This is a genomic window from Leptolyngbya sp. CCY15150, assembly GCF_016888135.1.
Classification (GTDB): Bacteria; Cyanobacteriota; Cyanobacteriia; order RECH01; family RECH01; genus RECH01.
Genome location: NZ_JACSWB010000279.1, coordinates 1 through 12,948 on the forward strand (window position 1 = coordinate 1; position 12,948 = coordinate 12,948).

At 48.0% G+C, this 12,948-nt stretch carries 8 protein-coding genes and 3 pseudogenes; 2 read left to right on the forward strand and 9 right to left on the reverse strand.

Translation table 11 applies throughout. The features are described 5' to 3' along the window. The 4 genes from JUJ53_RS21975 to JUJ53_RS21990 form a co-directional block, all read right to left on the reverse strand. Window positions 1-262 (reverse strand): transposase (locus JUJ53_RS21975; RefSeq protein ID WP_204154186.1); only part of this gene is annotated, 262 nt, incomplete at its 3' end. Between the two features lie 193 nt (window positions 263-455). Then, the gene (locus JUJ53_RS21980; RefSeq protein ID WP_204154187.1) at window positions 456-1,439 is read right to left on the reverse strand and encodes a CPBP family intramembrane glutamic endopeptidase; all 984 of its coding nucleotides are present in this window, start codon (window positions 1,437-1,439) and stop codon (window positions 456-458) included. 41 nt (window positions 1,440-1,480) lie between these two features. Continuing rightward, window positions 1,481-1,837, reverse strand: coding sequence for an AraC family transcriptional regulator (locus JUJ53_RS21985; protein ID WP_204154188.1), 357 nt, complete (start codon window positions 1,835-1,837; stop codon window positions 1,481-1,483). A 117-nt stretch (window positions 1,838-1,954) separates the two neighbouring features. Further along, window positions 1,955-2,374 carry a thioredoxin domain-containing protein gene (locus tag JUJ53_RS21990; RefSeq protein ID WP_343328012.1) on the reverse strand — a complete coding sequence of 140 codons (420 nt, stop codon included), beginning with the start codon at window positions 2,372-2,374 and terminating at the stop codon, window positions 1,955-1,957. A gap of 58 nt (window positions 2,375-2,432) precedes the next feature. Here JUJ53_RS21990 and JUJ53_RS21995 point away from each other — a divergent pair. Continuing rightward, a protein-coding gene (locus tag JUJ53_RS21995) for an IS5 family transposase (RefSeq protein WP_343328013.1) occupies window positions 2,433-3,277 on the forward strand; the annotation gives its coding sequence in 2 pieces (ribosomal slippage) (window positions 2,433-2,784 and window positions 2,784-3,277; 846 coding nt in all). A 19-nt stretch (window positions 3,278-3,296) separates the two neighbouring features. Here the strand turns inward: JUJ53_RS21995 and JUJ53_RS25635 are convergent. The 5 genes and pseudogenes from JUJ53_RS25635 to JUJ53_RS22015 all read right to left on the reverse strand — a co-directional run. Beyond that, window positions 3,297-3,458: pseudogene (locus tag JUJ53_RS25635) on the reverse strand (disulfide bond formation protein DsbA); the annotation flags it as partial. 126 nt (window positions 3,459-3,584) lie between these two features. Next, the gene (locus JUJ53_RS22000; protein WP_204154191.1) at window positions 3,585-3,959 is read right to left on the reverse strand and encodes a peptidoglycan-binding protein; all 375 of its coding nucleotides are present in this window, start codon (window positions 3,957-3,959) and stop codon (window positions 3,585-3,587) included. 241 nt (window positions 3,960-4,200) lie between these two features. After that, window positions 4,201-4,830: a response regulator transcription factor gene (locus JUJ53_RS22005; protein WP_204154192.1), complete on the reverse strand. Its 630-nt coding sequence runs from the start codon at window positions 4,828-4,830 to the stop codon at window positions 4,201-4,203. Window positions 4,831-4,842: 12 nt separating this feature from the next. Then, window positions 4,843-12,033: a PAS domain S-box protein gene (locus tag JUJ53_RS22010; RefSeq protein WP_204154194.1), complete on the reverse strand. Its 7,191-nt coding sequence runs from the start codon at window positions 12,031-12,033 to the stop codon at window positions 4,843-4,845. A gap of 220 nt (window positions 12,034-12,253) precedes the next feature. After that, a pseudogene (locus JUJ53_RS22015) lies at window positions 12,254-12,376 on the reverse strand (IS5/IS1182 family transposase); the annotation flags it as partial. Here JUJ53_RS22015 and JUJ53_RS24880 point away from each other — a divergent pair. Next, window positions 12,351-12,800 (forward strand): annotated as a pseudogene (locus JUJ53_RS24880) (ISNCY family transposase); the annotation flags it as partial. The pseudogenes JUJ53_RS22015 and JUJ53_RS24880 overlap by 26 nt on opposite strands. Between the last annotated feature and the right edge of the window lie 148 nt (window positions 12,801-12,948).

Below are 12,948 nucleotides of genomic sequence, written 5' to 3' on the forward strand. Positions count from 1 at the left end.
GATGCCCATCCATGACGCTATCGATCACCGTTTTGCCCCGAGTGGGACGAATCACATGCAAACACACCTGCTCGTTTTGAAACACCCATTCCCACTGATTCTTCCCATTCACCCGTGCCCCCGTTTCATCACTGCCAACCAGACGTGCACTGCGTAAGCGCTCCACAATCTTGCTCACTGGAGCTTCCAGTTGTCTCTGCATCCGTTGCAAGAGGTTGGCAATCGCTCCTTCTGAGAGCCTCAGACCGTAAAGCTCGCTCATCATCTGAGCGCAACCTTTGCGGCTCCTGCCACAGCCCTCTAATCAGGGCATCCTTTTCGGCGTGACTGAGTCCATCGAGAGGGGGCAGTTCCTTCATAGCAAAGGCTTATCATCCTCTGTCAAAGTTGGGCTTAGGTCAACCTAGTTGAGCAATTACCAATCAAGATTGGCCTTCAGCAACGAACTGACGAGATCACCGACGACCCATCCGATTGCTCTGGAAAACGGGTTCGGATGTCTCGTCGCGTTTGAACACCTTGTAGGCGATCGCCAGAAACACGGGTACTACAACCAGCATCGATAGCGCCGTGTAGGTCGCGTGGAACTTGCTGATTGTGAACAGAGCCGGTGCATCCGCGGCGCTTCCAGCTACGTTGAACAGGAGTACGCCGCCGATGTTGTTCGCGAAGTGTACGCCGATGGCTAGTTCAGTGGTTCCATCAATCAACGAAACCACGGTCCACACCAGCCCCGGAACGAGGAAGTAGTTGAAGAATACCGTGAGCCAACCGCCCGCGCTTGCCTCCGGGTTGAGCAGGTGCGCTAGGGCGAAGATCGTGGCTGGCACCAGCGCCAGAAACACGCGGTTCGTCCAAACAATGCTCGCGCCCTGCATAATGTAGCCGCGAAAGAAAAGCTCCTCCGTAGTCGTCTGGATCGCGGTAAAGACTAGCGCCAGCGGGACGAAGAGTGCGAACGTTGTGAGGTCGAAGTTAAAGGAAAAGGTGTCGGGATAGAAGAAGTACTGTCCCAGTCCAGCGATCAGCAAAATTGGCACGAACCAAGCCACAAACCCATGACCGATCCGCCGCCAGCTAATCTTTTCCCGCGCTGTAACCAGCGTCCGGGGATGACGCTGGTGAATGAGGGTGACGGCGATCAAGATTCCCGCGAGGAAGAACGGAAAAATTGCCCTGACCGCAACGAAGCTCCCCACGGGACCGAATGCGGCGTAATCTAGCCGCCTGAACGCCGCAAGCCCCTCCTGACCGCCAAACAGGAACGCGATACGTGGGGCGGCGATGCCGCCGACCACAAGCCCCACAAAGAAGATGACTACTAATCCCAGAACATACCGCCACCCCCGATGCTTACCCCACCGGGCGGCCTCCACGTAAGTCACATCTTGCACTTCCATTCCGATTCCCTGATGTCCTTTAATTGCTTTAAACTTCATTTTTGTCTCCTTGACTCGTGCGTGAATATAGTGCTTGGACGTTAGCGAATCTGTTTTGGGGTCATTCCCGTAATGCGCTTGAATTGTTGGGTCAGATGGCTTTGGCTGGAGAAGCCGACTTCTAGAGCAATGTCTGCAATCGCAAAATCTGTCTTCTTCAACATTACTTTTGCTCGTTCCACGCGCTGTTTAATTACGTACTGATGGGGCGAAATCCCCATTGTTTGCTTAAACAAGCTCGCAAAATAACTCGAACTAACGTTGATCACTTCTGCAAGTTCAGCCAGTGATAATTCTCGATCAAGGTGAGTCTGAATATAATCAAGTACTTGCTGCATTCGGGTGTGTGTTAAGCCTTTGTAACTGGCTTCAATAGTTGGCATTGTAGTTGTTGGCATGGTTCAAAAATGGCAAGTTGTTCAACAAAACAGGTAAAAACTAGCGATCATGAATTTGATCGCTGACTAGCACTAATCGACAAGTCAGATATAAATTGGGAGTAGGGATCGGGGAGCTTAACGACTTGCAGCAATCATGGCTGCCATCAACTCCGTCGTGTTCCAGTGCCCGATATACCGACGTCCATTGATAAGCAGGGCTGGGGCAGTCGTTACTCCGCTCTGTATTCCGCCTTCAATGTCTTCATTGATGTGATCGACATGAACTTGTTTAGACAACTCTTTGAGAAATTGAGGAATATCAAGCCCTAAATCATTGGCGTACTCGACCAGATAACCGTTCTCCAATCTTTGTTGATGGTCAAATAAAGTGTCGCTCATTAACCAAAACTTTCCTTGGGCGGCGGCGGCTTCGGCGACTTGGGCTGCCCGTTGAGCATGGGGATAAATCTGTGTTTGTGGAAAATGGCGGAAGATCAAACATAAATAGTCCTCTCCAAAAGAAGCACTAGGGCGTGTTTTAAAACCTTTTGGCATACTGGTAAGTAGTGTAGCTACCTGATTGATGTCCATGACTAACCAATCCCTCAGCACTATCCGCCGAGGAGAAATGAGCAACCAGCAGTGGGAGCGGATCAAGCCCTTGCTACCGCCTCAAAAACCTCCTACCGGGTGTCCGTCTAAAGATCACCGCATGATCGTCAACGGCATCCTATGGATTCTGCGAACGGGTGCCCCATGGCGAGACGTACCGGAACGTTATGGATCATGGTCAACGGTTTCAGGACGGTTTTACCATTGGCGCAAAACGGGTCTGTGGCAGCAGGTGTTTGCGGCACTCCAGGAAGAGGCGGATGCCGAAGGTCAGATTAATTGGGAGATCCATTTCGTCGATGGAAGTGTCATCCGTGCTCATCAACATGCGGCAGGGGCAAAAAGGGGGAACTAAAGCCAGACTCTGAGCGCTCTGAGATTAAACAGGTGCAAGCACGAGAAGCCTTAGGGCGTTCCCAGGGAGGATTTAGTACCAAAATACATTTGCGTTGTGATGGCAATGGTTTACCGATCACCTTTGTGCTGACAGCGGGCGAACGCCACGAAACAGTCGTATTTGAGCACCTGATGGAGCAAGGAGCGGTCAAACGCTCTGGTGTAGGGCGACCTCGTTTGCGTCCGAAGCGAGTCAGTGGTGACAAAGGCTATAGCAGTGGCACCCTTCGTCGCTATCTGCGACGACGAGGGATTTGCCTCACCATTCCGCGTAAAAAGAATGAACGGCGACGGGGTCAGTTTGACAAGGCTCTGTACCGTGAGCGCAACCGGATTGAACGCTGTTTCAATCGCCTCAAGCAATTCCGTCGCATTGCAACCCGCTACGAGAAGAAGGCTGAGAACTATCTCGCCATGCTGACTTTAGCTTCTATCATGCTGTGGTTATAGTTTTAAAACAGAACCTAGGCTCTTGTTTAATCGCTTTAATCAGCTTGTAAACGTCCGCACTTCTAGGGCATTGATAGTCTCCATATATCACTAGCACTACCTTGGCACTCAGAATACCTTGAATCCAATCTTGAGTTGAAGGTGGTACAAGTAAAGAACTGTGATTACGATCATCGCTCATCTTTTTGCATCTGCGACAAGCCTGGAACCTTGTTACGAAAGCTGGGAAAACCTTAATGGTTTAGGTATTCCCAGCGTCAGCAATTTGAACCTAGGCTAAATAACTTTGAAATCGGTGATCGCTGCGTTAGCGTAGGTTCCGCCAACGGCGAGCAAATTCCTCTAGATCTGATCTAGAAATCCGGGATTGCAACCATTCGAACGCCCCTTTTTGATAGAAATATTTCGATGGATCGTAGTAAATGGCTGCATCAGTCAGTTGAATGGGTGCATTGCCATCTCGACGAAGAGCTTGCCAAGTTTGAGGGCCAACGATGCCATCTGTAGCAATGCCACTCTGCTTTTGAAACTGAACTACTGCGGCGCGAGTCACATTGCCAAAGATTCCATCAACTGCAATGTTAATTCCTTTGGCATTCAACAGTTGTTGTAGCGAAGTGACGGCAGCACCAGAATCGCCTTGGCGTAGCATTGGGTCTGTCGCTGTGGAAGTAGAAGTCATAGATTTATCTCCAATGTGTCAGGGTTGAAAACTCAATCAGCTTCATCGCTTTAGAAGAGCATGATTTGTCTGATTGGATGCACTTTTATTGCATACATTTAATGTAGGAGATCGCCTTTAAATCGTCTTCTACAGCAAGTTAAAATTTTTACAGTACAAATTGATAGAGTAACGATGCAATCGCAAATTAGAAGGCTAGTTCCAACTTAAGTTAGAATCCAAATTTGATCGAAAGTACACCCTACAAACTGACAATGCCGCGCTTAACCGCAACAATCACAGCTTGGGTGCGATCGCTCACATCTAATTTATTCAAAATCCGATTGACATGAGATTTAACAGTACCTTCACCGATGCTCAAAGCAACCGCAATATCGGCATTACTCATTCCCTGAGCTAGTGAGCGGAGAACCGCTAGTTCTCGTTCACTCAGTTCTGGATTGCTGAGGCGCTGTACTAACTTTGCTCCCACATCGGGCGGAATATACTTCTGACCCCGATGAACGGTACGAATCGCATTCAGAAGCTCGTCCGGTTCCGTTTCTTTCAACAGGTATCCTTTTGCGCCTGCCTGTAATCCCCGGTAAATATCTTCATCACTATCATAGGTGGTCAGTACAATAATCCGAGCAGATTTAGCAGCAGCACAAATTGCACCGATGGCCGCAACTCCTTCCACTTCCGGCATACGCAGATCCATGAGCGTAATATCCGGTTGGTGCTCCCCAAAGAGAGCGATCGCCTGTTCCCCATTTTCGGCTTGGGCAATCACCGTCATATCTGGGTCACGGTTAATAATCGTGGCCAATCCTTGCCGAAAAATGGCGTGATCGTCCGCAATCAGAACCCGAATGGTCGTGGCTTGGCTCATCGTGATGCTCCCTTAAGGGTTGACGGTGACAATAATTTCTGTTCCTTGGCCAGGCTGGCTCTTAATCGTGAGTTGTGCGCCGATGCGCTCTGCTCGTTCGCTCATGCCGAGTAAGCCAAAACCCTCAGAGGATGGAATACTTCCAACTCCAAAGCCCTGTCCATTGTCTCTCACGCGCAAGCAAACCTGATCGCGATCGTAGACTAGCTCCACTCGAATTTCGTCAGCATTGGCGTGTCTAATCGCATTGGTTAAGGCTTCCTGCCCCATCCGCAGTAGGTTACTCTCAACTTCAGTCGGTAAAGTATACACCGCACCCTCAATCTCATAATACAAAGTGGTATCCATGGCGGCAGCTCTAGTCTGAGCAACGAGACGATGTAGAGCGCTCTGTAAGCTGCCCTCCTCTAAAAGCTGAGGACGGAGCGCGACGACCGATCGCCGGGCTTCAGTCAGTCCAGTTCGCGCCAGTTCTTTGATCAGATCTAGGTGTGCCTGAGCTGCTTCTACATCATCCGTTAGCACCTGGTTTGCCGCTCCGACCTGAGCCAGAATGCCTGTAAACGACTGCGCGAGTGTATCGTGAATTTCGCGTGCCATGCGGTTGCGCTCCTCTAAAATTGAGGCTTCTTCTGCTTGCTTCTGCGCCGTAATATCTCGCACTAGCCAAATCACCTGATCGTGGCTGATTGGGGCAATGCGAGCCGAAAACCAGGCTTCTCGTCCATTTAGAAACGCACCATACTCGACTGTGAGGATTTGTTGGGTTCTCAGTACCTGCTGAATATAACCTAGAAACTCATCAGCTTCTTCCCTTCCGAGTTGATGCATAGTTTTACCAATCATCTCCTCAAAGGGGTGCCATAGCAGATTTGGGTCCAGTACCATTATTTCAAGAAATCGCCCTTCAGCAGAGAATACAAACAATGGATCGGGAATTGCCTCAATTAGAGTCCGTAGCTTTGTCTCTGAGGCTTGTAGGGCTTCTTCTGCTTGCTTGCGATCGCTGATGTCCCGCTGTACCCCAAAGTGACCGATGATTCTACCTTGACTGTCATAAAGGCAGCTATAATTCCCCTCAATCCAGATTGAAGTCCCATCCAATCTGAATTCATCCGTTTCGATATGTAGCTTCCCAGCATCAAAAAGTTCTCGCCACACCTGTTTGCCGTAGGCTAGCCCTTGTTTGCCATAGGCTAGATTCTGAGCATACAAGTCGTTAGGAGTGAAACCAATATACTGCTCTTTGCTACGTCCATACTGAGCGAGTATGGCATCATTGGCTTTCGTAACCCGCTGGTGACCAAAGACATAGTCCAAGACCTTGTCCTTATTAACCGTGTCATCCCATTGCACTGGCTGATCAAGCATCATGATGAAAAAGCCGTCAAGGGATTGGGAGAAAGACACATCCAACAGCTGCTCACTTTCACGCAGGGCAGCTTCTGCTTGTTTACGATCGCTAATATCCGCAAGTACCCCTTCAATGTAGTCGTCGCCTGCATTCAGATAAGAAGAGAAAAGTCCCCAAAACACTGTCCCATCTCGTTTTCGCAGCTGTGCTTCATAGCTTCGCACTTCCCCATCTCGCCTCATTACCTCAATGGCTTGTTGGCGATCGCTGGGATTGACCCAATAGCCTACAGTGTGTTCAATTCCAATAATCTCTTGGGGTGAATCAAAACCAAATAGATCGGCAAAGCGCTGATTGGCATCAAGAATTAATCCATCACAGGTGCGGGTTCGGTAGATGCCAACCTGCGAGTTTTCAAAGATAGTTCGGAACTTGGCTTCACTGCGCTGTAATGCCTCTTCTGCTCGTCTACGCTGGGTAATGTCACTGCCTACCGATAAGATTTCAACGATATCTCCCTGGTCATTGAAGATAGCTTGATTCGACCATGTAATCCAAACCCGTCTACCGTCTCGACAAAGGTTTTCATTCTCGGTTTGCAAGTAAGCTTGAGGCAAGGAAGCTTCAAACTTATGAAACAGATCGTGAACAAACGGCTTGAGATTACGTCCAGATGTTTCGGTTTCTGGGACGATTGTTTCCAGTAGAGTACGCCCTAGAATCTGATCTTCCTCATAGCCAAAAAAGCTCAGTCCATAGTCATTCATATATCGAATTCGTCCTTGCCTATCTGTGCGCAGGATGATTGAATTCGCGGTTTGTAGCAGGTTGCGATAATTCGCCTCACTTTGTCGTAACGCAGCAGTTCGTTCTGCGACCTGTTGCTCTAAAGTGCAGTTGTAGTCGGCTAGGAGTTTCTCGGCTTGTTTGCGCTCTGTAATGTCCTGAAAGGTAGCGATCGCATGAGTGATATTGCCCTGTTGATCAAAAACTGGTGTTCCCCGTGCCTCAATTAGAATTGTGGCATTATCTCGACGAATTTCTATATCTTCAGTCCTGATGCGTTCGCCTTTTAATGCCCGTACAACAGGCAAGCTCTCCGCTGGATAGATTTGATCCGTTCCCGCTACATAAAGCTGATAAGCCTCTGAGATCTGCTCCGGTGCTATGGAAGTATCAGTTTCTTGACCGGTGAGCTGATTGCCGCATTGGTTGACATAGTAAGGGCGACCCGTCGCATCCACGATCCCAATTCCCACCGGAATCGCTTCGAGGAACTGGGCAATCCTGATTTCCTTAGCTTGTAATTCTGAGTAAAGGGTGGCATTTTCGATGGCGATCGCTGCTTGAGTTGATAATAGCTGCAAGACCTGCGATCGCTCTGGTGTAAACACTCTAGCTGCTAACCGATTTTCTAAATACAATACACCGACCAACTTGGCTTGATTCAGCAGCGGCAAACAGAAAATAGATTGAGGCTGGTTCTGTTGAATATATGGCTCATGAATAAAACCACCTTCACGAGTCGCATCATTTAAGGTGACAGGCTTCAGAGTCCGAATCACATATTGAATGATTGATTCTGGCAATTGATCGGCAATGGGAATAGACTGTAACACCTGAGTCGCACAAGCATTCTCATCGGCATTGGGTTCATAAGCCGCTTCAATCGACCATTCTCCTGAGTTTTCTAAAATCAGATATCCGGTTTGTGCGCCAGCATTTTCAATTAACGTTTGCATCAGCGATCGCAGCAATTGATCCAGTTCAATTTCACGAGAAATCGCCTGTGAAGCTTTCATGACTGCCGCTAGATCGAAAGCGGTATGGAAGGGATTAGAGATAGTGTCAGCAGTACTAGGAATTGATGCGGAAGCGGCTCTAGGTGACTGAGAAAAGAACTGTGGATAGCGAGTTTCTAAGTCTTTGACTTTAGCGATAGCGCCCCAGCGATCGTAGCAATAGTGTGCCTCTTTCATATAAGTTTGAGCAATCTTTTCCCGCCCTCGCGCTAAATAATGTTTAGCCGCTAATTCATATGCCAATGCTTCTTCCTGGATATACTCATGTTCAGCAGCACCTGCGATCGCTCGTTCATAAAACTCTTCAGCCTCAAAAAATTGCCCTGAGACTCGCGCTTTCTCTGCCTCGACTAGATAAAATTGATGGAGATAATTCATTGGGGCGTGTTCTGCCCATTTCTTCACCTTTTCTTGGTTGGAGCTAACACAGTTCAGCCAAGCTACTTTTTCAGAGTTTGAAGCATCGAGCAGTAGGCTCAAAAGCGCCAGAGAATGATAGAAACAGAATACAGGTAAAACCTTTATTGCCGTCGCTTCTTCAAGATGTTTCCTTGCCAAAATAGCAGTCTGTACAGCTTGATAATATTCTTCAAATAGATAAAACAGTATAATTTTGTGCAGATATAGCATTTGAATTGCAGTTCCATCTTTAACTGCAAGGGCGTGTGGTAACGCCTCCTCTTCATTACACACCCGACCAACTAAGCGACTGGGATTCTCAGACCTATCTAACAGATTAAGAATGGTCTGCCACAGTATTGCAATCAAAATCGAGGGGCTTTCCCGTCTCATTCGATCAACCGCTTTGCTGTATGTTGCCGTTTTCTGTTCCAGTTGGGTGAGTTCCTCACCGACGAAAAACGAGTTGTAGCACACGTCACATGCAGCATAAGCAGCGATTTCAAAGTCTCCGGTTTCCACTCCTTCCTGATAAGCCTCAATCAGCAGTGGTATCGTCTCCTTAAGATGTACTTTCAATTGCATAACATTGCCACTAAATAACTGTAATGCTCTAGCCTTGCCTTTTTTGGTATTCAATCGTTCTGCCAAGCTAAGAGCCAATTGACCAAATTTATAGCCGAGTTCAATGTCTTGAACAACTCCACATAGAACAAATCCGTAGGCAGCATAATACAGTGGTGACCAGATAGCATTACCGTAGTTGATTGATAAATTTACCGTTTTGCAAGTAATCAGCATGAATAGTGCTGGTGATACTATGAATGCAGCAGACCCTATATTCGCTAGGATTGACATTGCTGCTAGCGGTTCTGGTGCAGTCATCTTTGGTAAATTAATCAAGTCTTCAATTTCTCGTTCAGCAAGTAGTGCCGCCGTTGACTGCAATCCGCCTTGAACATCTAACTCACTTGGATTTTCTGGTAAAACTACTCCTAGGAGCTTCAACACTTCCCAGCCAATTTTGAGTGCCTCTTTCAGGTTGCCCTGTGACGAATATCCTTGAATTCTGCTATCGTAAACTTGCACTTTGTCAACCACTGTTTTGGCACGAGCGAGTACCACTTCTACCAACTGTTCCATCTCATCAAAGCGACCCTGGAGATACGCCGCTTCTGCTGCTTCTGAATACAGCGCTAAGGTGAGGTCATACTCACTCTGCCAACTCTCTGAATTGAGGAGTTTAAGCCCTGTAGTGAAATACTTAAAAGCTGCTTCATAAGCCGTTGCTGACTTTGCTTTCTGCCCTGCCATTAAATTCAATCTGGCAATTTCAGTTTGTTCTGATTGAGCAGTGACTAGCTCAAGTCCTTGATTGAGATGATCAATGATTTCAAACAGCCGTTCCGACAGTTGCTCTGGAGAAGTTTTTTCGAGCAAATTGCGACCAATTTGGAGATGAACAACCTGTTTCTGCGATTCATCAATCAAAGCATAAGCCGCTTGCTGAACGCGATCGTGCAGAAACTTATACTCTTGAACTAACAAATCTTCGTCCAAGTCAGACAGAGGTTGAATTAATCCCGCTTGTATTGCTTCTAATAAATCCCGAAAAATTGCTTTCGGTGATTTTTCGCAAACGATTCCTTCGGAGTTGCGCTCTGCGCTAAACGCTAACGTCTCTAAATCAAATTCGGCCCCGACACAAGCCGCGATGGAGAGAACTTTCTGTGTTGCTTCCGGCAATTTCTGCAACTGACGCAGCAGCAACTCCACCACATTATCGGTGATATCTTGAGCTTCAATCTCAGCTAGGTCCCACTGCCAACTCAACTGTTGGGCATCAAAGGTTAACAGGTTTTCGCTATGCAGCAGCTTCAAAAATTCACCAACAAAGAAAGGGTTGCCCTCGGTTTTACGCAACACGACTTGGGCTAGGGAGCGAACGGTATCAGGATTGCGATGTAATGTCTCAGCCACCAGTTGACTCAACGGTTCCAGTGTTAAGGGAGTCAGGATGATTTCCTGAAGTACGGCTCCCTGGTTTCGCATGCGCTCTAACGTTAAGACCAATGGATGCGTTGGAGTCAGTTTGTTATCTCGGTAGGCTCCGATCAAAAACAGATACTGGATTTGCTCATCCAGTAAGATGAGTTCGATTAACTTCAACGTCGCAGAGTCGATCCACTGCAGATCGTCTAAGAAAATGACTAGGGGATGCTCTTTTGCACAAAACGCTCGCACAAATCTTTGAAACGTGAGATTGAAGCGATTCTGTGCCTCAGTTGCTCCAACTTCGGGCACAGGTGGCTGCTTGCCAATGATCAGCTCAACTTCGGGAATGACATCTACGATGATTTGTCCGTTGCTGCCCAGAGCAGTGAGCAGGCGCGATCGCCACATTTCCACCTGCTCATCCGGTTCGCTCAAGAGTTGCTGCACTAACTTTTGCAGCGCATTCACAATGGCGCTGTAGGGAATGTTGCGCCCAAATTGGTCAAATTTGCCAGAGATAAAATGGCCTTGCTTTGCGGTGATCGGTTTATGGAGTTCCTGCACCAATGCTGTTTTGCCGATGCCAGCATAACCGGAGACCAGCATCATTTCGCTGCATGAGGTGGTGGAGGGTGGGGGGTGGGGGATGGAGTGTTTCTCCTGATTCCGGATTTCCGATTCCCGACTCCCTGTCACTTTGTCAAACGCCATCAATAATGCTTCGATCTCCGCTTCTCGCCCATACAGTTTTTGAGGAATGCGGAACTGCTCGGAAACATCTTGCAGTCCCAACGATATGGCGTTAATCTGACCCGTTTCTGCCAGTTGTTGGGCACAGCGCTCTAGATCTGCTTTGATGCCCCAAGCACTTTGATAGCGATCCTCCGCATTCTTTGCCATCAGCTTCAAAATCAGGTTTGAAACAGGTTGGGAAATCGTAGCGTTCAATTCGTGCGGGGGAATCGGCGGTTTAGCAATGTGGCAGTGGACTAGTTCCAGGAGATCTCGGGTGGGAAACGGTAATTGTCCCGTCAACAGTTCGTAGAAGGTTACACCCAGTGAGTAGAAATCAGTGCGATAGTCGAGCATCCGGTTCATTCGCCCGGTTTGCTCTGGCGACAGGTATGCGGGGGTTCCTTCTAGAAGATGGAGACTTTTGAATGTGGGATTGGTGCGGCTGAAGCGAGTAGCAATGCCAAAATCAATGATTTTGACAACCCCAGTCCTCGGATTAAAGACAATGTTGCCAGGATTAATATCTTTATGGATGACATGAGCCGCATGGATTTTGCCCAGGGTATCCGTAATGGCGATCGCCATATTCAAAAAAACCGGCAACGGCATGGGGCAGAAGTCTAATTGTTGCCGCATCCAGCATTCTAAAGACTCTCCACCAAAGTCTTCCAAAAGAATAAACAGCGTGCGCTGATAGTCTTGCTGGCTATATGCCTTGACTACGCCTTCAATATTGAGAAAGCGAGTAATTTCATACTCCTGCCTATAGCGAGTTAAATCCTGGAGAGAGGGATAATCCTGCTTGAGTACTTTGGCAATCACTGCACAGTTATCTTGCTCTCTGATGCCCTGATACACCAAAGAAGCTGAGCTCTCATAGATTTGGCTGTGGATAGTAATTCCAGGCAGGGTAATCATTGAATGCCCCCTCGATAAAGGACTGTCATCCGTTTCCCAAAGTATATCGCTTGCCAAACGTTAGAAAATTAAGCTCCTTGGTAGATCTTTGGCTTTGTTGCAGTTTGATTGTTCAAGGATCACGGTTGCTGTTGACTGAGGCGTTTGGCTGTTTGCATAGCTTTGATGGGCTTTGTTGCATGAATAAAAAAAGCCAGGTTTTCCTTCTGTCTTCTCATTATTAAGCTTCAACCTTGTAGCTATCGGGTTTGGCGATCTGAATCATCCGGTTGAGCGCAACACATTGGATGAATAATTCCACGGCTTGATTATCAAAGTTACGAGTCCTGAGCTTACCACCAAAGTTAGCGAGTTTTCGCTCGATTGCTGACACGCTGTTGATGGCCATCGATGGCACCGAGTCCTTCAGTTCGAGCCAGATCCACTGCTCGAACTGTTCAACCCGTACTCAAACGTCGGGAGAGAGGCGCTACGTCCACCGTGTCATCACGCCAGTCATCGTCGCCCCAGGACAGCTTCACGTCATTCCGTTAGTGCCAGCGTTTATCGTGCCGCAAGACGGGCATGACAAACAGGACTGTGAGACGGCTGCTGCGAAACGGTGGTTGGTACAGCATGGAAAACGCTTTAGTCCAATGAAGGTAACGGTTTTAGGCGATGACCTCTATTGCCACCAGCCCTTGTGCCAACAGCTTCTAGACCAACACCTCAACTTCATCCTGGGGTGGTCTTGTAGGAGCAAAACCCTTTGCTCTCTACATTTGCATTGCAGGTGTTTTTAACGGCTTGAGAATCAATGATCATCAGCGTTGTCCAGGTTCTTTTTTTCTAGGGCGGCAAAACTAGCTGGAGAAAGAGGAGACAATTGGCTAGGCTAGGCACAGAGGCGAGAACAGGGTGAGGCAATCAAGATGG

What these genes read in the sequence shown, in the direction of transcription:
- JUJ53_RS21985 (WP_204154188.1), bottom strand. Translation starts at nt 1,837, where the DNA reads ATGCCAACAACTACAATGCCAACTATTGAAGCCAGTTACAAAGGCTTA.
- JUJ53_RS21990 (WP_343328012.1), bottom strand. Translation starts at nt 2,374, where the DNA reads ATGCCAAAAGGTTTTAAAACACGCCCTAGTGCTTCTTTTGGAGAGGAC.
- JUJ53_RS22010 (WP_204154194.1), bottom strand. Translation starts at nt 12,033, where the DNA reads ATGATTACCCTGCCTGGAATTACTATCCACAGCCAAATCTATGAGAGC.
- JUJ53_RS21980 (WP_204154187.1), bottom strand. Translation starts at nt 1,439, where the DNA reads ATGAAGTTTAAAGCAATTAAAGGACATCAGGGAATCGGAATGGAAGTG.
- JUJ53_RS22005 (WP_204154192.1), bottom strand. Translation starts at nt 4,830, where the DNA reads ATGAGCCAAGCCACGACCATTCGGGTTCTGATTGCGGACGATCACGCC.
- JUJ53_RS22000 (WP_204154191.1), bottom strand. Translation starts at nt 3,959, where the DNA reads ATGACTTCTACTTCCACAGCGACAGACCCAATGCTACGCCAAGGCGAT.